17 protein-coding genes and 1 pseudogene are annotated in these 19650 nt (G+C 71.1%); 9 read left to right on the top strand and 9 right to left on the bottom strand.

The genetic code is table 11. The annotated features are described in order from the left end of the window. Positions 1–496: 496 nt before the first annotated feature. A complete protein-coding gene (locus ACWF9Z_RS18895) occupies positions 497–703 on the bottom strand; it encodes a hypothetical protein (RefSeq protein WP_453603469.1) in 207 nt (68 codons plus the stop codon). Positions 704–1457: 754 nt separating this feature from the next. Here ACWF9Z_RS18895 and ACWF9Z_RS18900 point away from each other — a divergent pair. Then, positions 1458–1694: pseudogene (locus ACWF9Z_RS18900) on the top strand (hypothetical protein); the annotation flags it as partial. A 99-nt stretch (positions 1695–1793) separates the two neighbouring features. Here ACWF9Z_RS18900 and ACWF9Z_RS18905 read toward each other — a convergent pair. Continuing rightward, a complete protein-coding gene (locus ACWF9Z_RS18905) occupies positions 1794–2270 on the bottom strand; it encodes a hypothetical protein (protein ID WP_453603471.1) in 477 nt (158 codons plus the stop codon). A gap of 11 nt (positions 2271–2281) precedes the next feature. Continuing rightward, complete coding sequence (locus tag ACWF9Z_RS18910) at positions 2282–2599, bottom strand: PadR family transcriptional regulator (RefSeq protein WP_453603473.1); 318 nt, start codon at positions 2597–2599, stop codon at positions 2282–2284. Positions 2600–2725: 126 nt separating this feature from the next. On the opposite strand from ACWF9Z_RS18910, the gene ACWF9Z_RS18915 reads away from it, so the two are divergent. After that, entirely contained in the window at positions 2726–2935 is a 210-nt protein-coding gene (locus ACWF9Z_RS18915) for a hypothetical protein (RefSeq protein WP_453603475.1), read from the top strand. 230 nt (positions 2936–3165) lie between these two features. Here the strand turns inward: ACWF9Z_RS18915 and ACWF9Z_RS18920 are convergent, their stop codons facing one another. Continuing rightward, positions 3166–3747, bottom strand: coding sequence for a hypothetical protein (locus ACWF9Z_RS18920; protein WP_453603541.1), 582 nt, complete (start codon positions 3745–3747; stop codon positions 3166–3168). Between ACWF9Z_RS18920 and ACWF9Z_RS18925 the strand changes: the two genes are divergently transcribed. Further along, entirely contained in the window at positions 3737–4648 is a 912-nt protein-coding gene (locus ACWF9Z_RS18925) for a hypothetical protein (protein ID WP_453603543.1), read from the top strand. The two genes, ACWF9Z_RS18920 and ACWF9Z_RS18925, sit on opposite strands and share 11 nt — an antisense overlap. A 378-nt stretch (positions 4649–5026) precedes the next feature. Then, entirely contained in the window at positions 5027–6547 is a 1521-nt protein-coding gene (locus ACWF9Z_RS18930) for a serine hydrolase (RefSeq protein WP_453603477.1), read from the top strand. A 182-nt stretch (positions 6548–6729) separates the two neighbouring features. Here ACWF9Z_RS18930 and ACWF9Z_RS18935 read toward each other — a convergent pair whose 3' ends face one another. From ACWF9Z_RS18935 to ACWF9Z_RS18945, 3 genes are all read right to left on the bottom strand, one after another. Further along, complete coding sequence (locus ACWF9Z_RS18935) at positions 6730–7722, bottom strand: helix-turn-helix domain-containing protein (RefSeq protein ID WP_453603479.1); 993 nt, start codon at positions 7720–7722, stop codon at positions 6730–6732. 137 nt (positions 7723–7859) lie between these two features. After that, the gene (locus tag ACWF9Z_RS18940) at positions 7860–11591 is read right to left on the bottom strand and encodes a S8 family peptidase (protein WP_453603480.1); all 3732 of its coding nucleotides are present in this window, start codon (positions 11589–11591) and stop codon (positions 7860–7862) included. Positions 11592–11794: 203 nt separating this feature from the next. Next, positions 11795–12124 carry a hypothetical protein gene (locus tag ACWF9Z_RS18945; RefSeq protein ID WP_453603481.1) on the bottom strand — a complete coding sequence of 110 codons (330 nt, stop codon included), beginning with the start codon at positions 12122–12124 and terminating at the stop codon, positions 11795–11797. A 444-nt stretch (positions 12125–12568) separates the two neighbouring features. Between ACWF9Z_RS18945 and ACWF9Z_RS18950 the strand changes: the two genes are divergently transcribed. From ACWF9Z_RS18950 to ACWF9Z_RS18970, 5 genes are read left to right on the top strand one after another with little or no spacing between them, the layout of a single operon-like run. Then, complete coding sequence (locus ACWF9Z_RS18950; protein ID WP_453603483.1) at positions 12569–14092, top strand: sensor histidine kinase; 1524 nt, start codon at positions 12569–12571, stop codon at positions 14090–14092. A gap of 3 nt (positions 14093–14095) precedes the next feature. Next, the gene (locus ACWF9Z_RS18955; RefSeq protein ID WP_069918385.1) at positions 14096–14503 is read left to right on the top strand and encodes a roadblock/LC7 domain-containing protein; all 408 of its coding nucleotides are present in this window, start codon (positions 14096–14098) and stop codon (positions 14501–14503) included. Continuing rightward, the gene (locus ACWF9Z_RS18960) at positions 14500–14859 is read left to right on the top strand and encodes a DUF742 domain-containing protein (RefSeq protein WP_453603485.1); all 360 of its coding nucleotides are present in this window, start codon (positions 14500–14502) and stop codon (positions 14857–14859) included. Before ACWF9Z_RS18955 ends, ACWF9Z_RS18960 begins: the two co-directional genes overlap by 4 nt. Further along, complete coding sequence (locus ACWF9Z_RS18965) at positions 14840–15460, top strand: GTP-binding protein (RefSeq protein ID WP_453603486.1); 621 nt, start codon at positions 14840–14842, stop codon at positions 15458–15460. Before ACWF9Z_RS18960 ends, ACWF9Z_RS18965 begins: the two co-directional genes overlap by 20 nt. After that, a complete protein-coding gene (locus ACWF9Z_RS18970; RefSeq protein WP_453603488.1) occupies positions 15457–16887 on the top strand; it encodes a cytochrome P450 in 1431 nt (476 codons plus the stop codon). The genes ACWF9Z_RS18965 and ACWF9Z_RS18970 overlap by 4 nt, the downstream gene beginning before the upstream one ends. Positions 16888–17209: 322 nt before the next feature. On the opposite strand, the gene ACWF9Z_RS18975 is transcribed toward ACWF9Z_RS18970, so the two are convergent. Together ACWF9Z_RS18975 and ACWF9Z_RS18980 are read right to left on the bottom strand one after the other, a co-directional pair. Continuing rightward, positions 17210–18307 carry a terpene synthase family protein gene (locus ACWF9Z_RS18975; protein WP_453603489.1) on the bottom strand — a complete coding sequence of 366 codons (1098 nt, stop codon included), beginning with the start codon at positions 18305–18307 and terminating at the stop codon, positions 17210–17212. Beyond that, positions 18304–19224 (bottom strand): SAM-dependent methyltransferase, encoded by a 921-nt coding sequence (locus ACWF9Z_RS18980; protein ID WP_453603491.1) that lies wholly within the window; start codon positions 19222–19224, stop codon positions 18304–18306. Before ACWF9Z_RS18980 ends, ACWF9Z_RS18975 begins: the two co-directional genes overlap by 4 nt. Positions 19225–19650 lie beyond the last annotated feature (426 nt).

Here is a 19650-nt window from a genome sequence, read left to right on the forward strand (position 1 = left end):
GCGGGCGCGGGCGCCCTACCCCCCCCCCGCCATCGACCCACCCCGCCCCCAGACCCCCCCCCCCCCCCCCCCCCCCCCCCCCCCCCGCCCGCCCCGCTCCCGTACATGAACGCGCTACGCGGGCTGGGCATGGAGTGGCCTTGACGGCACCGCGCCGACGTCGGCAGCGGAAGCCGGGCCAGGTGATCGCGCCAGGTCCCGCTGCCGAACCGGCCAAAGTCGAGGTTCTCCTGTGCGAAACCGGCAGCGGTGGAACGGGGAGGGGGGCGGCTGTGGGCTGCCTTGCTGCGCGCACCTCCACCGCTCGCTCAGCAGCTCAGCCTCCACCCCGTGGGCGGAGACCACGGGACACCCCAGGCGGGCCGCTGACACCAGCGGCGTCGAGTTCGTGCAGCTCACGGAAGGGGTCGTCGCATGCTTCGCAGTGGGGCCCATACTCCTCAGACAGGTACACCCCTGTGCCAGGCCAGGCGGCCCCAGCAGAGAATGGCAGGCCCTACGAGACCTCAAGCAAAAGCGCACCGCTCGCAGGGTCGAGGATCGCGACAACCGAATTCGTGGAGAAGAAGTCGACAGTCGCGCCCTCGACAGGAGGGCTCATGTTGCTCGTGACATGGGCGTACGCGTCGCCAAGGTCGTACCCCCAGGCGATGTTGAAGACGGTCAGCTGCGCGCCTTCGCGAAGAATGACCTGGGAGGGCATCCCATCACACGATCTTGCAAGAGCCGGAGAATGGCCTCGTCTCGGGGCTGCGGCACATCTTCACTCATGACCCCAGCATGCACGCCCACGCACCAGACACTGATCGACCAGGCACAAGGACCCTCTGCATGCCGGCGGCGCCGGCACGCCGCCGCAGCCCGGCCCGCCCGAGCCATCCGTTCCACCTCTGCCACCAGCACCCCGTCGGTGTGCCGCACGGCCGGTCAGCCGGAGGCAGGCACTGCCGTCCAGGCAGCTGCGTCCCGGTGCCGCTGCAGCCTGACCGGTGGGTTCCGTGGTCGGTGTGCTTCACAGGAAGGCCAGCGGGACGTCCCTCTCGATGCAGTGCCGCAGGACGCCTGCCAGCTGGCGGGCGTCCTCAATGTGCTGCTGGAGGAGCTGGTTTCCGCCCTTCCGCGCCAACTGCTCGGTGATCGTCTCCAGCCGGACCAGAATCGACGCGCACTCCGCAGGCGAGAGAGCGTCACCACCGTCATCCGGATGATCGAGAAGTGGCTCCAGAGCCGGTGGACACCTCGCTCCACGGGCGCTCGCCGCTAAAGCTCCGCATCTCGGAGAGGGCGAACCCCTCGGCCTCAGCCAGGCGCCGCCGGAACGCGGCAAAGCCGCTGTAGGACCAGGAGACATCCGGACTGCTGTTGTCTCTGTCGTCCGGGAAAAGAATCAGCCCCATGCGCCCTCTCCGCTTGCCGAGCACACAGGATCGAGGACACGGGGCGGCGTCAGCAACAACCCGCACCGCGGGCAGCGTGGGCAGACCGAACTCCCGGACTGGAAAGAGGACTACAACAGGTCCCCCAAGCAGGCCCGTGCCTGCGTCGAGCACGTCTTCGCCCGCATGAAGACCTGGAAGATCCTCCGCGACTGCCACCTCAAAGGCGACGGCGTCCACCACGCCATGCGAACGAGGGCCCCACTCCCGGCAGTCCCATCGGCCCGCCGTCGTACCATTCCGAGGATGTCGGGCTGATCGGTGCTCCCATGCCTGGGAGGTGCCTCCGGCCAGGGGCAGCAGGAATCCCCTACGTCGAGACCCGCGGCGGCTTCTCGGAACCGGCTACTGCCGCACTCAGGCGGCCTTGCTGCCGAACGCCTCCTTGGCCAGAAGGTGGAAACCCATCATCGGGGCGGAGCGCAAGATCTGGACGGAGAACGCGGCTGCCTCCTGCGAGGTCAAGGTGGCCATTTCGGCGCCCCACTCATGCCGGTAGCGCGCACGCTGACCCGGAGGAAGGAAGGCGAGCGCCAACATGAGCTTTCGCTCGGCCGCCTGCGCCTTCAAGAGGGCCCGCCCGGGCACTACGGCGTCTTCCCAGAACTTGACCGGCTTACGGACCCGAACGTATCCCGCAGCCGCGAGAATCTCCTCACGGGTGGGGGGCCGTTCACGCTCCCCACGGAGCCTGTCGGCCGCCGACCCAAGCAGCTCCGCGAGCTCGATGTCCTTCGCCCGGCGTCGGAAATCCAGGCGCGCCCGGACTAAACGGGCCAGCGCGATCCCCATCGGACCTGCCACCACAACACCAAGCAAGACGAAGCCACTCACGGCAGAGCCACTCACGCCGCCCCCTGCGGACGGAGACCGAAGGCATGCTTACGGCTGCGCTTGGCCAGCGCCGCAGCTGCAGCCTGCGCCCCACGCTCACTCAGTCGGTAGTAGCGGCGCTGGGGACGCCCCTCCTGCTGGGGATCGATGTCCTCCCAGCGGCTTTCCAACCAGCCACACTGCTCCAGGCGGATCAGGATGGGGTAGATGGTGCCACCGGGCAGTCCAGCAGCGTCTGCGATCTGTAGGCCGTAGTGCTCCTCGGCCGGCTTCGCCAGGAAGGCGGAGAGCACTTCCCGGGTCGCCATCGTGATTCTCGGCTCACCCATACCCAGAGTCTACTACTACCTAGCTATGTAGAGATAGACATAGATCCCTAGGTAGAGTAAGACTTAGCTTGTTGTCGTTGGCTGGTCGGCCGCGCGAGCGCCGGCCCCGTTCAAAATGGACGCGCCATGATCGATTGGGCACTGATCGCCCTGATCTGTGTTGTCGGAATCTTCCTGTCCTTCACCGTAGGAGGAGTGGCCGCCGCCCTTCCCCACCCGCCGACTGCAAGCTGGTCCGATCGGCTCCGGAGCGGTACGAAGGCCTTCGGGACCTCGCTGACGCTTTTCATCGCCGTCGTGAGCATGGTCTGCGTCCTGATCGCGACCCAGAAGTAGCCGACCTAGCCAACCTCCATAACCCCTTGCAGAGCGTATGGGGTCACCGCCCCGCACCTCACCATCTGGTCGACGACCATCACCGTGGCGAGAGCAGCATTTGGGCGCGGGTGCGCAAACAGCCACTTCTTGATCTCGGGTGTCTTGTGGGTCGCGACGTGACGACCGAGGACGAGAAGCTCCGGCCCACGGGGGTGCCGGCGACGCCGACGCCTACGCATCGGCGCAACCTACGACACCGAAGGCGGCATGGTGCCGCCGTCGCGTCTGGCGATGGCGGCAGTGAGACTTCCTGGGAGTCTCCTCGTGAGCGGATGGTCCTCGCCCAGCACCCGCTTCGCCTCGGTGAGGTTCTGTTCGTACAGGGGGATGGCCCGGTCCAGGTCCCCCGCCGACCCGTAGGCGTCGCGAGGCAGAGTCAGCCCGTCAGGCAGGGGCTTCTCGGACGGCGGCACCAGACCCGACGGTCGTTGCCCGCTCGCAGAAGACAGGTCGACCTTGGCGCCGGAGAACACCGCGCCGAGGAAAGAGACGTCAGCACCGATGAACCCAGCACCCCGGAACGTGACCTGGCCGTCGGAGAACTTCGTGCCGCAGTACTCCACCACACCCGCGGAGAATCTTGCGCCGCGGAAGGAGACCGTGGCTCCGGAGAACTCTGCGCCGCTGAATCCGACCGTGGCTCCGGAGAACTCTGCCCCACGGAAGGAGACCGTGCCACGGGAGAACGTCGTACCGAAGAGGACGGTGCCGCCGGAGAACACGCTGCAGAAGTCGACCGGGCCGAGGAACCTCGCGTCATTGAAGGACACCGTGCCGGCAGAGAACCTTGCGCCACGGAAGGAGGTCGAGGTGTCGAGAAGGCTCGCGCTGAAGTCGATTCTGGCGCCCGAGAAGATCGCGTCCCTGAAGTCGACCTCGCCGTCGGAGAACGCGGCGCCGCGGAACGTGACCTCGCCGTCGGCGAACGTCGCACCCCTGAAGTCGACCCTGACGCCGGAGAACTTCGTGTCCTTGAAGTCGATGCACGTCGATGCAGGTCTGCCGCAGGTCGGGGGCGGGGGCATCGTCAGCGAGGCCGGCCAGGGCATGGACGGCGCCGGGGCGGACGGCCTCGGACTTTTCGCCGAGTTGGGAGACGGCCTTGGTGAAGCGTTCCGTGTGCAGGCGAGTGTCTTCGCGCAGGGCTCCGGCCTCGTCAACGCGCTGACGCCGATAGCCGTTGACCAGGGCGAACAGGGCTCCGGCGCCCGCGACCACGCCGAAGGAGACCTTCACAAGGCCGAACAGCTCCCTGGACCCGAGGTACTGCTCGGGTGCCAGCCCCTGGACGCCGAGCAGCTTCCACCCGGCGTAGAACGTCACGGTGGCGGCGAGGATCGCGGCGGCGAAGGCCAGAAGAAGCACTCCGTGGATCGGCCACAACCCCGGGCGGCCCTGCTGTTCCGGCTGGCGGCGTCGGCGACCCCGCCACGAACGCGGGCGGCGCTGCTGTCCCGGCCGACGCTGGGGCAGACGTGCTGTCACCGCACCACCACAACATCATTCGCCTCCGACAGGGTGACAACGCGCCGCACCCGGCGGCCTTTCCCGGGGATGCCGCATGGCTCGACCTCGCGTTGGCCGAACCCGCGGCGGCGTACCACGCCTGCCGAACCGCCCGCAGCGGCCCCACCCCGGTCAGACGGTGGGAGTCCCAGCGCCAGGAGCTGATGCGCGACGCGGGAAGTGCTCGACGGGCTGACCGCCTGGCCGATCTCGCGCATCGACGGCACATATCCGCTGTGGTGAAGGCTGGCCCGGAGATCCCCGCCGCGCTTCGCGGACTCTCCGGCCCTTCGACAGCGTGGCCGAACGCTCGGGATGTCCTCAGGTCCTGGAGTCCCTCGAGGCAGCCGTCGCCAGCCGCTCCGCTGGAAGTCGAAGTGGATGGCGTGGCTGTCAGTGGCCGTGTAGCTACCTACAGGCAGGCTGGCCTTCTCTGAACCACACGACGTGTCTTCCGGCGGGACCGCGAGCGCCGCCCCACCTGCGTTTCGCACCCCGGGCTCTGCCCAGGCGCCCCATGCCGGGCTGGCGTTCAATGGACGTATGCGACGCAACAGCAAGCGCAGGGCGCTGGCGGTGGCCGCCGGCCTCGCCCTGGCGGCCGGGACCGGTGCCGCCGCACCGTCGCCGATCCCCGGCGGCTTCGACGTGGCGAGGGCCCTGGACACCCTGGACACGCAGGTGCAGGACGGCATACGGCGCACCGGGGTGCCCGGTGTCGCGGTGGCCGTGGTCCACGACGACAAGGTCGTCTACCTCAAGGGCTTCGGTGTCCGCAGCACCGCGGCCCCTGGCGAGAAGGTCGGCCCGGACACCGTCTTCCAGCTCGCCTCGGTCTCCAAACCGGTGGCCACGACCGTCCTGGCCCAGGCCCTCGGCGCCGACGGTTTCGACCACCCGCTCAAGGGGATCACCCTCAAGGACCCCTGGGTCATCTCGCACGTTACGGCGGCCGACCTGCTCGCGCACCGCTCGGGCCTGCCCGACCACTCCGGAGACCTCCTCGAGGATCTGGGCTACGACCAGTCGTACATCCTGTCCCACCTGCGCTACGAGCCCCTCAGCCCGTTCCGCACCAGCTACCTGTACACCAACTTCGGCTTCACCGCGGCCGCCGAGGCCGTCGCCAAGGCCAAGGGTGTGCCCTGGGACAAGCTCTCCAAGGACCTGCTGTACAAGCCCGCCGGGATGACACACACCAGCTCCCGCTTCAGCGACTACGAGAAGGCCGCCGACCGCGCGCTCACCCACGTCAAGACCGACGACGGCACCTGGAAGCCCCTCTACGTCCGCGACGCCGACGCGCAGACCGCGGCCGGCGGCGTCAGCTCGAACGCCCGGGACATGGCCCGCTGGCTGCGCCTCCAGATGGGCGGCGGAAAGATCGACGGCAAGCAGGTCATCAACGGCGCCGGCCTGGCCGAGACCCACTTCCCGCACAGCATCAGCCAACCCGCCGCCGAACCGAACGCCCAGCCCGGCTACTACGGCCTGGGCTGGAACGTGCGCTACGACGACCACGGCCGACTGCGCCTGAGCCACTCCGGTGCCTTCGCACTCGGCGCCAACACCAACGTCACCCTCGTTCCCGCCGAGAAGCTCGCCATCGTGGTGCTGACCAACGGCGCCCCCTCGGGCCTCCCCGACACCATCGCCCTGAACTTCTTCGACACCGCCGAGCACGGCAAGCCCACCCGGGACTGGCTGCCCGTGGTGGCCAAGGCCTACGCGGAGCAGCTCAACGAGGGGGGCTCGGACACGGACTACGCCAAGCCGCCCGCCAGCCCGAAGCCGGCCCGCTCGGACAGCGCGTACACCGGTACGTACACCAACCCGTTCTACGGGCGGGCCACCGTCGCCGTCGGCCCGGACGGCGGACTGGTCCTGCACCTGGGACCGAAGCCGCAGAACTACCCGCTCACCCACTACGACGGGAACACCTTCAGCTTCGAGACCGTCGGCGAGAACGCGGTCGGACGCACCGGGGTGACCTTCACCGACGGCCGGATGCGCGTGGAATACCTGGACGCCAACGGGCTGGGCACCTTCGAGAAGGCCGGCTAGCGCGCTTCCTCCACCACGTCTCGCCGACCGGACGAAGGCCGGCAGCAGGCGGCAGCAGCCGGGGACCGGGAGTTCAGCTGTGCGAGTTCTGCCCCGGAGGTGACCCCCAACGGTGCCAGGCGCCTTCGCGAGCGCTGACCACGGCAACCGGGAGACGCCACGTTCGCCATCGGGCGTCCACGTCAGAGCGGCCCCACCCAGCCGTGGCGGACCGCGTGACCGCCGAGTTGCATCCGGGTCCGGACTCCGGCCACGTCCATGAGGTGGCGCAGGCGTCGGTGCAACGTCCGTGGTGACAGGCCGAGTTGTGCCGCGGCCGTCAGGTCGGTCAGGCCGGCCAGGAGGAGCGCGAGGATCCTCCGGTCGAGGTCGGTCGGACCCTGCGCCCCGAGTTCGACCGTGGATGGGGCCTCTGAGCCGGTGTCCGACAGCTCGAGGGGGTGGGCGGTCCGCCACACCGTCTCGAACAGCGCGTCCAAGGCGTCCAACAGGCCGCTGCGGTGCAGGAGCACGGCGCCGGGCTCTCCGTCCGGTGTGACCGCGAGCGGGACGAGGCCGAGGTCGGCGTCGGCCAGCACGAGTTTCATCGGGAGCTGGTCGGCGACACGCAGGTGCACGCCGTTGCGCAGGGCGTTGATCGCATCGTCGATGATGCCCGGCTCTCCCAGCACGGCCCGGTCCAGTACCGCCCGGAACCGCACCCCGCGGCTGAGGGCGACGGGTTCGGCCGTGTTCTCGTCGGGCGGCAGGGCGACGAACGGCGCGGTGATGAAGCTGCGGACCTGCGTGCGGGCCGCCTGCTGCACCTGGAGGAAGCGGTGGCGGATGGCGTCGACACCCGTGACGACCTCGATCAGATCGCTGATGCTGTTCCCCGTCATCGCCGCCCGGTGTTCCTCGGCGAAGGTCACCAGTGCCTGCTCGGCCAGGCGCAACCCGTCCCGGCGCTCGCTGATGAGAGCGCCGAGGGCCATGGCGGGCGGCGCGGCGGTGAACCGTTCGTCCGGCGACCCGGTCACGAGTCCCCACCCGACCAGGCGGGACAGTGCCGTGGCGACGTCGCCCCGCGGCGTTCCGAGCAGGTCCGCGAGCTGGGCCGCGGTGGAGTCCGGTCGTCCGAGCAGCGCCCGGTAGACGCGTTCGTCATCGGGTTCGAGGCCCAGAACATCCAGCATCGGCGACCGACTCTCCTTCGCTTGCCGCAGCGGGGAGAGTATGCGCCATGGTGGCAGATGTTGAATAGTGCCTGCTGGGAGCAGGTCTGACGGGAAGCGCCCCGGGGAGTCGCCTCCCCGGGGCCCGACACTGGGGTTCATCGCAGGCCGTACGCCCGGATGATCTCGTTCTTGACGCCGAAGCCGCTGTCCGTCCCGGCGCTCGCGCGCAGGGAGACGAAGCCGCCCGGCTTCTTGGCCGTCGTGAACGAGCCCGTCCAGGAGCCGCCGGCGCCCTTGGCCAGGTCCACCTTCTGCCAGGTGGCGCCGTCGTCGTACGAGACGTCCAGCGCCACCGTGGTGACGGTGCCCGGCACGGTGCCGCGGTCCATCGACACCGGCTTGAGGGTGATCTGCTGCCGCGCACCGGCCTTGACGTCGCCGTGCAGGTCCGACTCCAGCCCGTAGTCCAGGTTCAGCACCGAGAACGGCTCGAAGGAGTCCGAGTCGACGGTGTCCGACAGGAAGGTCCACTCGGTGTGCGTGCGCGTCGACAGCCGGAAGAGGTCACCGGGCCGCTCCGCGTCGAGCACCGCGCGGTAGGGCAGGTTGCCCGCCGGGACCTCCTGCCACTGCATGTCCCCGCCGACCGGGTTGTCGTGGATCAGCGTGTCGCCCTGGAACACCTGCAGGTGGGACGGGGTCTCCCCCCAGGGAAGGTAGCCGCCCAGCCGCATGACGTCGCTGGAGGAGGCCCACGCCTGCACGTTCCAGGTCATGTTGTTCTGCCAGCGGGAGTTGTACACCCCGAAGGACTCGCTCTGGCCGGGCCGGGTCACCGGGGCGAACCAGTCCAGCCGGGTGGTGCTGCCCTTGGCGTAGGTGTTGTCGCCCGACACCATCGACCACGGCAGGGCCGTGTCGACGCCCTGCGTGTGGAACTCCCTCCAGACCTGGCCAGGAGTCACCCACTCCGTGCGGGTGCCCGGGTGGTGCTCGGCCTCCGGGAGGTTGAACGACGGGCTGAGGGTGAAGTCGGAGCGGTAGCCCTCCGCCAGCCGGTCACCCGCGGCGGAGTGGTAGCGGGCGTCGATCCGGGCGAGGTCGCCCTTGGCCGGCTTGTAGACCAGGGCCCGGTCCGGCACCTGGCCGGGGTAGTCCCGGGTCAGGTCGTAGACGAACGGCGTGTGCTCGACCTGCTTGACCGTCAGCTTGTGGACGCCGGCCTTCGCCAGGGAGACGAGGGCCCTGCCCGCGTCGCGGTGCACGGTGGCGACCGGGATGGCCGACTCGCCGACGTACTCCATCAGGCGACCGACGCCGTCGTGGACCACGATCAGCGCCTTGGCACCGGCCGCGGCCGCGGCTTCGGCGCGCTCCTGGGGCGAGACCTCGTCGCTGCGGTCGACGACGACCACCCTGCCCTTGGCCTTGACCTTCTTGTACGCGGCCGGTGCGCCGTTGCCGGCGTAGACGACGTCCAGCCTGTCCGTGGCCGTGCCCAGGGCGCTGCCCGCCTGCACCAGTGCGTCGATCCGGAGGCGGTCGCCCGGCGTGCTGAGGCCGAGCTGCGGCTCACCCTTGCGCCAACGGGTGATCAGTGTGAACTCGCCCTGCTCCATCGCCTCCGTCGGTGCGACGTAGACGTCGTCGTACGTGGGCGGCAGCACGTACGCGCTGCGGTAGTCCAAGTGCGGGTCGAAACCTTCGTAGTGGACGTTGAAGTCGACCTTGCGCTGACGGTCCTCGGTGCGCTCCGGCGCCTCGGTCTGCAACAGGTGCGCCTTGCTCGCGTCCAGCACGACGTCGGCGGAGCGGTCCTTCAGTACGGTCTCCGGGTCGACCAGGACGGCCATGCCCGAGCGGTCCGCCTGCTCGCCGGCCACGTCGAGGTACCCCGCGACGGTGTACGAGCCCGGTGCCATCCGCATGGTGGTCGATCCGTCGACGTAGAGCGACCACGGCCAGATGTCGCCGGCGAGGTTGACTCCGACCCAGCCGGCGGCCGGCTTGCCGTCCCGGCCGACCAGCTTGATGTTCAGGTCGTAGCGCTCCTCCTCCTCGAGGAGCGCCACGGACGTGCGGGTCACCGGATGCCCGGTGGCCGCGTCGGTGGCCGTGACGTAGCCGACGTGCCGGCCCGCCGGGGCGGACCGCGGGTCGCCGGTCACCGGGACGGCGGCGGTGCCGCCCGCCGGGACGCTCACCGTGGTGGCCCCGAGGGTGAACGGGCCGCCACCGGTCAGCGCCAGGTCGAGCGTGACGGCGGCGGCGCCGGTGTTGGTGAAGGTCAGGTCTTTCGTGACGGCGACGTCGCTCGGCTCGTGCGGCCAGGTGTAGTTGCCGAAGAAGAGCGATCCGGTGCCGCGGACGGTGGTGCGCACAGCGGCGGCCACGTCGAGACGGCCGGCACCGACCTCGTAGGGCGAGTACCCGCCGTCCAGGCCCTTCGCGGTGCTCATCAGGTGTTCCTTGAGCTGCGCGCCGGTCCATTCCGGGTGCTGCTGGGCCAGGATCGCCGCCGCGCCGACCACGTGCGGGGTGGCCATCGACGTGCCGCTGAGGGTGCGGTAGGCGCCCTCGCCGCCGCCGGTCATCTGCGACGAGCGGGCCGCGGTGATGTCGACGCCGGGCGCCGCGATGTCCGGCTTCATGGCGCCGGAGCGGGTCAGCGGGCCGGTGCTGGAGAAGCTCGCGAGCCGGTCCTGCTTGTCCGTGGCGGCCACGGTCAGCGCCGAGGCGGCGGCGCCCGGGGCGGAGATGGTCTCCGGCCCCGAGTTGCCGGCGGCTATGACGAACAGCGTGCCGTACTGCGCGGACAGCGCGTCGACCGTCTGCGACAACGGGTCGGTGCCGTCCGAGGGGGTGGAGTCGCCGAGGCTCATGTTGACGACGTCCGCCCCGGACTCGGCGGCCCACTGCATGCCGGCCATGATCCAGGAGTCCTGGCCGTAGCCCTCCGCCCCGCCGAGCACCTTGCCGACGTAGAGGTCGGCGCCGGGAGCGACGCCCTTGTTGGCCCCTCCGGAGGCGGCGCCCGAGCCGACGATCGTGCTGGCCACGTGCGTGCCGTGCCCGTTGACGTCGGTCACGGCCTCACCCGGCACGAAGCTGGCCGTGCCGTCGATCAGACCGGCGAAGTCGGGGTGGTTGACGTCGATGCCGGTGTCGAGCACCGCGACCTTGACGCCCTTGCCCGTGTAGCCGGCCGCCCATGCCTCGGGCGCGCCGATCAACGGCACGCTCTCCTTCAGGCTGGCCTTCACCCGGCCGTCGAGCCACAGTTTGGCCATGCCGGCGCCCAGTGTGGCGCTGCCCCGCGGCGCGACGGAATCCCAGAAGCCACGGGCCTCCCGCTTCTCGGTGCTGAGCACGGCGCCGCCGATGCCCCCCAGCTTGCGGGTCAGCTTGCTGCCCCGGGGGGCCGTCGGCTCGACGGCCGCGCCGGACCTCGACCGGGTGTACGTCGCGATCAGCGGGACCGCGGCCGACTTCGCGTCGTCGTATCCCATCTCGATCAGGTCGGTGACGTTGAACAGCCGCCGGTCCAGCCTGTCCGCGCCGAGCAACGGCACGACCTCGTCCGGGACGACGAACAGGTCCCCGTTGATCTGCTGGACCTTCACGCCGCCGACGGCGTCGTCCGGCCGGTCGACGTCGGCGGTCTGCTTGCCGTCGGCCATGGTGGTGACCGTGACGACGTCGCCGGTGACCAGGGTGACCTTGTGGGTCGCCGAGGACGCGGCGGGAACGGGAGGTTTGGCCGGAGCGGCGTGTGCGGGCACGTGGAGAACCGCGAGCCCCGACGCCAGCAACGGCACCGAGGCGGCGGCCGAGACCAGCTGCCGGCGCCTGCGCCGCACGGCGGAAGACTGAGAGGAGGAGAACATGCCAAGGGTCTATCGACCAGCGGCAACGGTGTGAAGGCCGGAGGGCGGCAAGTCCCCGCCATGGCGAGTACTTGCCAGCCGAAAACCGCGCGATTCCAGGCAAGACGGGCTCGCGGGGAAGGGTGCGCGTCAGGTGGCGGACCCGGTGCGGGGTGCCGTTCGCACCCGGACCAGAACGGGACGGCCGGGCCGTTCCGGAACGGTCAGTGGTCGTGTCGCGCGCCGTGTTCCAGCCACTGGGGCAGGGCCGTTCCGGCTTCGTGGCCGAGGTGCGGCAGCGGTGCCTGGCCGCCGGGGGCGGTCGCGGTGAGGGGGATGCCGAGGCTCTGGCACATCCGGGAGGCCCGGGCCAGCGTGCTGAAGGTCATGGGGGACGGGGCGCGGGCCGGCAGCTCGATCGTGACCCGGGAGGGGCGGTGCGCGTGGACGAGTGCCTCGATCCGCAGGGCGGCCGCGGCGCGGTTGGTGACGTCCAGCTCGTGCAGGATCTTCACGTGCAGGGTGTCGTCGGTGATGCGGTGACTGACGAGCATGCTGCGCCTCCCGTGCGCCGGGATCCGAACGGCACCAGCGTGGGGGTGCCCCGTACCAGTGTGGGGCAGGGACGGCGGCCCCGCAGGGACGGTTCCGCCCGGCCGGCGGCCCCCGGGCGCGCCCCCGCGATCGCTGGGAGGCCCCCTTAGCGCATTTCCTTCCGGGGCGCCATTCCGGAGCGATGTAATCCGGCCGTCACCGGGCGCGGAGGGAGTGCGGATCACCTCGCCGCGAACCGGCCGACACGCCGCCGACCTGCCCCTATGCCGCCGATCGCCGCACGCGGGTCCCTGAGGGTGCCGTCCTGCGGCGCGGCCGATGGCGCATATCGGTTCCTCCGGTCCGATGAACTCCAACGAAAGCCTGCGTACGGGAAGTTGGGCGAAGTTATGCTCCCGCCCACCGGTCAGAAGGTCACCCTTTTCGATATTTCGAGGACGCCGATGGAGCAAAGAGGCATTCCACCCGAAACCTCCCACGCAGCAGGGGGGACGAGCCGGACGCTGCCCGCTGTCGCGGTCCTGGCCGCCGCCTGCCTGGCCGGAGCCCTCGTTTCCTCCTCGGCACCGGGCGGCACCGTCCTGATCGCCGTGGGCGCCGCGTGCACCGCGGCGGCGATCGTCGAAGCGGTACGGCGGGGCCGCGCGCTCGCCGCCCGGAGCGCCCAGGTCGAGGCCCTCCAGCACACCCTGGCGCGGCAGGAGACCGAGGCGGTGCGCCTGTCCGCGGCGGTGCTGCCGGAGGCCATGGAGCGCCTGCGCAAGGGCGAGCCGGCCGAGGAGGTGCTGACCTCCCTGGGAGGGCGCGCCGGACCCGGCAACCGCTGGGGCGACGACACCGCCCTGACCCCGCGCTTCAGATCCGCCCTGCAGGCCGTGCTGGCCCACGTCATCGACGCGGTCGACAACGAGGAGAGTCTTCGCGACTCGGCGCAGCGGGCCTTCGTGAACGTCGCCCGCCGCGTGCAGGCGATCGTCCATCAGCAGGCCCACGAGATGCGTGAGATGGAGGACCGGCACGGCAGCAATCCGGACGTCTTCGGCGACCTCCTGCGACTGGACCACGGCACCGCCCTGATCGGCAGGCTCGCCGACTCCATCTCGGTCCTCGGCGGTGCGCGCCCCGGCCGCCAGTGGAGCCGGGCCGTCACCTTGTACAGCGTGATGCGCGGCGCGATGTCGAGGATCATCGACTACCAGCGGGTGGAACTCCACTCGGTCTCCGAGGTCGCCGTCGTCGGCCCGGTCGTCGAGCCGCTGATCCACACCCTCGCGGAGCTGCTGGACAACGCCACCCGGTATTCACCGCCGCACACCCGGGTCCACCTCACCGCCGTCGAGGTGCAGTCGGGCATCGCCGTCGAGATCGAGGACGGCGGCCTGAGCATGAGCGAGGAGGCCCGAGGACGCGCCGAGAAGATGCTCGCGCAGGCGCAGTCCGGCATCGACCTCAACGACCTGGGCGAGACGCCCAGGCTGGGCCTGGCGGTGGTCGGCCGGCTGGCGCAGGCGTACGGGTTCCAGGTGTCGCTGCGCTCGTCCGCGTACGGCGGCGTCCGCGCCGTGGTGATCGTGCCGCAGCACCTGATCACCACGGCGTCCGCGGCCACCGGTCTCGCCCACGGCATCGGCTCCTCCTCGGGGCCCAGGGCGCTGGCCGCCGCATCGCGCGAACAGCCCGACCGCCCTCCGGCCGGCGTCTTCGCGCCCGGGCCGGCCCCGGCGGCCGGGCCGGTGCCCGTCAGCGGCGGTCCGGCCGACGCGCGCACCGCCACGGGCCTGCCGCAGCGACGCAGGAAGGACCGTCTCACCACCTCCGGCACCCGGCCGGCCGCGGCACCTCAGCAACTGGGCGACGGCGGCCCGGGAATGTGGCTGGAGGCGTTCCACAGCGGACTGTCCGGCGAGCCCGGAAAAGACGTGCAGGGCGCCCATGACGCGTCGGGCTCAGCGACCAAAGGGGCGTAAACAATGATGACTCAGCGCAGCAGTATGGACTGGATGCTCAAGGACCTGGCCGCCGGAGTGCCGCAGACGCGGCACGTGATCGTGCTGTCCGCGGACGGGCTCTGCGTGGCGCAGTACGGGGCCGAGACCGACACGGCCGACCGCCTGGCCGCCGCGTGTGCGGGCCTGCAGAGCCTCGCCGGAGCGGTGGCCGCGGAACTGCCCCGTTCCGAGGGCAGGATGCGCCTGGTCGTGATCGAGATGGACGGCGGGTTCTTCTACCTGATGGCCGCCGGCGACGGCTCCTACCTCGCGGTCCTCGCCGACGAGGGCGTCGACGCGGGCCTGATGGGGGCGCAGATGCGCAATCTGGTGACCCGAATGGGGGACCACCTGAGCAGCCCGCCACGACATGACGGGCAGCCCGCGTGAACGAGCCGCCCGCAAGCTGGGAGGACGGCAGCCCCGAACGGCTCTACGTCATCACCGGCGGACGCAGTGGACCCTCCACCGCCGTCCATCTGGACCTCGTGACCCTGGTCGTGGCCAAGGGAACCGCCCGGCCGGAGATGCAGCCCGAGCAGGCGGCCATCCTGCGGATGTGCCGGTCACCGCTGTCGGTGGCCGAGATCGCCGCGTACGCGGGCCTGCCGGTGAGCGTCGTCACCGTGCTCGTCGGAGACCTGATGTCCGCTCAGCGCGTGTACGTCCGTCCGCCCGTTCCCGCCGCGCAGCTACCCGACCTTGCTCTGATCGAGGCAGTGATCGATGGACTTCAGAAGCTCTGATCCGCCCGCCGGGCCGCGCCCGGCGGACATACTCCCGCAGACGGCCGCGGCAGCGGTGAAAGTCGTCATCGTCGGCGGTTTCGGCGTGGGCAAGACGACGATGGTCGGTGCGGTCAGCGAGATCAAACCGCTGACGACCGAGGAGACGATGACCAGGGCGGGCGTCGGCGTCGACGACACCTGGGGCGTCTCCCGCAAGATCACCACCACCGTGGCCATGGACTTCGGGCGCATCAGCATCAACGACGAACTGGTGCTGTACCTGTTCGGCACACCGGGCCAGGAGCGCTTCTGGTTCCTGTGGCGCGGGCTCTTCGAAGGCGCGCTCGGAGCGGTCGTCCTCCTCGACACCCGGAGGCTGGAGATCAGCTTCGACGTCATCGGACGGCTGGAGGAACGGGGCGTCCCGTTCGTCGTCGCCGTCAACTCCTTCGCCGACGCGCCCGAGCATCCGCTGGAGGAACTGCGCCAGGCCCTCGATCTGCCCCCCGCCGTCCCGATCCTCGTCTGTGATGCCAGACGGCGGGACTCGTCCCGCGATGTCCTGCTGACCCTCATGCGCTACCTGCACTCCCAGGCAGCCACCCAGGAGGCAATGTGAGTACCGGCCCCACCCCACCGCCCGAGTGCCCCGCCCACGCGGCGGGCGGTCTGTACCGTCTCCACGGAACGGAAGCCCAGGAAGACCCTCTCGCGTTGTACGAGAAGCTGCGAGCCCAGTACGGGCCGGTGGCCCCGGTGCTGGTGAGCGGGGACCTCCCGGCCTGGCTGGTCCTCGGTCACCGGGAGAACCTGGACGTGGCGCGCACCTCGTCCCGCTTCGCCCGCGACCCACGGGGCTGGCGCGACATGAGAGAGGGCCGGGTACCGGCCGACACCCCGCTGGGCCCCATGGTGTCGTGGGTGCCGGTGTGCAACTTCACCGACGGGCCGGTGCACGAGCGGCTGCGCGCGGCCGTGGTGGAGTCCCTGGAGCGCTTCGACAAGCGCGGCATCCGCCGCTACGTGACCCGCTTCGCCAATCAGCTCGTCGACCAGATCGCGGGCGCGGGGTCCGCCGACATGGTGTCCGCCTTCTCCGACCAGCTCCCCATGCTGGTCATGACGCAGCTCATCGGCGCGCCCGACGAACACGGGCCGCTGCTGGTGAACGCGGCGCGCGACATGCTGCAGGGAACCGAGACGGCCCTCCAGAGCGACCGCTACGTCACCGCCACGCTGGAACAGCTGGTCGTGGAGCGCAAGGCCGAGCCCGCCCGCGACCTCGCGTCCTGGCTGATCGAGCACCCCGCGAACCTCAACGACACCGAAGTGCTCATGCACCTGCGCGTCGTGCTGATCGCGGCCTACGAGACCACCGCCAACCTGATCGCGAACACGCTGCGGACCGTACTGACCGACCCGCGCTTCCGGGCCAGCCTCTCCGGAGGCCACATGACCCTGCCCGACGCCCTGGAACAAGTCCTGTGGGACGACCCGCCGATCAACACGATCATCGGGCGCTGGGCCACCGGTGACACCCTGCTGGGCGGCCAGCAGGTGAAAGCCGGCGACATGGTCCTGCTCGGCCTGGCCGCGGGCAACGCCGACCCGCAGATCCGGCCGGATCCCGACGTCTCCGTCCACGGCAACCGCTCCCACCTGGCCTTCAGCAGCGGCCCGCACGAATGCCCGGGCCAGGACATCGGACGCGCCATCGCGGACACGGGTATCGAAGTGCTGCTCGACCGGCTGCCCGACCTCCAGCTGGCGGTCGACCCGAGCGAGCTCCGGTGGCGCGGCACCCTCATGTCACGCCACCTGCTGTCACTGCCGGTACGGTTCGACCCGCGCCCCGTACCGGGCCCCGGGCCCGAGGCCGAGCAGCCGTCCGGGCAGCACGCGCAAACGTCCGGGCAGCACGCGCAACCGTCCGGGCAGCGTGCGCACGCGCTGATCCCGCCGCAGCCGACGGCGCCGCCCGCGGTCGCCGCCCGCCGCCGGGGCGCCGGCGCCGGCTGGTGGCGCCGGCTGTTCGGCCGCCGCTGAGCCGGCCCCGCGCGGCCGGGCCCCGGCCCCGCCACGCCCGGGCCCCGCCCCGGCCCGCCCGGGCCCACCCCGCGGCGCAGCCCGGCCACCCCCCCCCCCCGGGAAGGGGGTGGCAAGAGCAGCGCACGGGACAGCGGGCGGGGCGACACCCCGGGCCGTAGACGGGGCTGGTGCCGCCGGCGTCCGGGCCGGCGCCGCCGGGGGGCCGGCGCGGGGGGGTGGCCCCGGCTGTTCGGCCGCGGCTGCCCCGCCCCGCCGGGGCCGGGCCCCGGCCTCTCCAGGCCGGGGCCCGGCCGGGCCAGGCCGGGGCCCACGACGCTGCTCAGCCGTGCAACCGCCGCCACCAGGAAGCGAGGGCCGGCAGATCCGGCGGCTCGGTCCCGGTGACGCTCGGGGTGTCGGCGAACCGGACCGCGAACCCGGCACCCTCGCGGGGCAGCTCGTACCGGTTGCGCGGACTCGCGTACCGGGGCGCACGGCTCTGCCAGGTGAGGGAGCCGGCCACATAGTGCCCCAACGCCGCCAGGTGACGGCGCAGTTCCCCGTCCGCGCCCTCCTCCAACCGCGCCCGCAGGCCGAGGAAGAGGACCATCACCCGGTCGCGCAGGGCCACCGCGAGCGGAGCCGCCTCGGCGGGCGAGCAGTTCTCCTGATGGGCGAGGACATTGACGAGATTCACCTCCTTCGGCTCCAGGTGGTCGTCCTTGTCGTAGGAGAAGAGGTCGTTGTCCGCGCTGACGACGAATCCCGCCGCGTCCGTCAGCGTCGTCAGGGCGGGAGAGCAGAGGACGTCCGCCGGCAGCGGGTCCCCGCGGGCGACGTCGGACCAGGTCAGCGAGAAGCGCGTACCGTTCGCCAGCGGGCCCATGGCGACGAAGTCGTTCAGCCCCGGCACGGTCCCCGCCTCGGCCTGGGCGGCCCGCCAGGCCGCCCCGAGCAGCCAGTCGCGCGTGCCCTCGGCGAACCTGCGCAGCTCGTAGGGCGTGAGCATGGCATGGGTACGGTCCACCAGGTCCAGCAGGGCGCGGGTCATGGGCCCGTCGGGCAGCACCGCGGCCCCCGGGTCCTCGATGGTCCGCAGCAGACGCGCGCCGTGCTCGACGACGGCGCCCGTCCCCACCTCGTCGGAACCCGAATCCTGCCAGTCGTCGACGGCGTTGGCCCAGTAGTTCCACTCGGTGAACAGCAGGACGGCCTCCACGTTCCCGTCCGGGACGACGCGGCAGGAGAAGTCGGCACTGTGGGTGGCGAGACCCCATGCGCGTTCGACCGGATCGGGATACAGACCGAAGGCGTCCAGCCACTCCACCGCCCGGGCCTCCACCTGCTTCGCCTCGGGATGGACGAGGTCGCGCTCCAGGGGGCAGTAGAAGGACGGCAGGCGCGGACCGAGGAGGGAGGGGCGCGGTGCTTCGGTCATCGGCCACCACCGGTCCGGAAGAGCAGCAGCCGCGTCTGCACCGCGTGATCACGCCAGAGCCGGAAGAGCTTGCTGTGCGCGATCGTCGACTGCTCGAGCCGTTCGTCGCTCCAGGCGCCGGGCCCAACGCCTGCGCCCGAGCGGATCCGATCGAGTTCGGCGGTGTTCCACGCCATGGACTGCACCCAGAACTCCGCCACCGAGTCCGTCACGTCCTCGTCCCGCACCAGCTCGAAACCGGCCGCCTCGGCCGCGGCCAGGTACTCCCCACGCCGTCCCAGTCGCGTTCTGTAGTAGCCGTCGATGAATTCGAGCCACTCGGAGCGGACCACGAAGTGCTCCTGGATCCCGAACCACCCACCGGGCTCCAGCGCCTTGGCGACGACCTCGAAGAGCCGGGTCCGGTCGGTGTAGCCGCTGCTCTCGTTGGCGTAGACGGCGTCGTACGCACGGGTCTCGTCCAGATCGTGCACATCCGCCAGGACGGGATTCACCCGCCCCTCGACCCCTGCCTGGAGGGCGAAGCCCCGCACGATGGGGACGTGTTCCGCCGCGACGGTCAGGCCGGTGACCGACGCCCCGTGCTCCTGCGCCCAGTACAGCGAGGTGCCGCCCAGGCCGCAGCCGATGTCCAGCAGCCGCCGCGGCGGCGCCTCGTAGGCGCCCCACGCACGGGCCGCGTGCTCGACGATCCGCTCCTGCGCGTCGCGCAGGCACTGCTGCAGCGCGCTCTGGGAGGCGGTGGTGTCAGGAGGGCCGTCGGGGTACAGACCCACGTGGAAGTGCACGCGGGGGCCCGGGCCGTACTTCTGGAGGATCTCCTGTGTCTTGCGGCTGTAGTAGATCCGTACGGGATCGTCGTCCGCGGCTAAGCCCTGGTCGCTGCCTAAGGACGATACGAGGGGTATGACGCGCATGGGGTGTCCGCCCTTTCGTGGGGTAGGGCTGCCTCCGGGACACGCTGCCGCTCCCACCGCGTCCCAGCTGGCACATCGTTGAAGCACGGATCATCGTGGCACTTCGCGGGCGTCACGTCAGCCCACTGGAGCAACACGGATCAGCGTCCGCGCGCGCACCTCTTCGATTCCCAGATCGGGCAGCCCGGAGGCATCGGCCGGATGATGCGGGAGACCTTCGGCTCCATGGCCGCAGAACGCGGCTGACGCGTGGGCGATTCCCGCCGGGTGGTATCGACGGAGCCCGCCGCGGCCACGATGCCGGAACGCCCCGGCCCCCGCCGCCGGGGTGGCGGGGGCGGGGGGGTTTGCGGCCCCGGGGGTGTGGAAACCGGGCCGCGGTTGGGGGGGGGAGCCCGGTGATCCGGCCGCGAAACCGGTTGGGTT

The organism is Streptomyces sp. NPDC054961 (assembly GCF_053609145.1).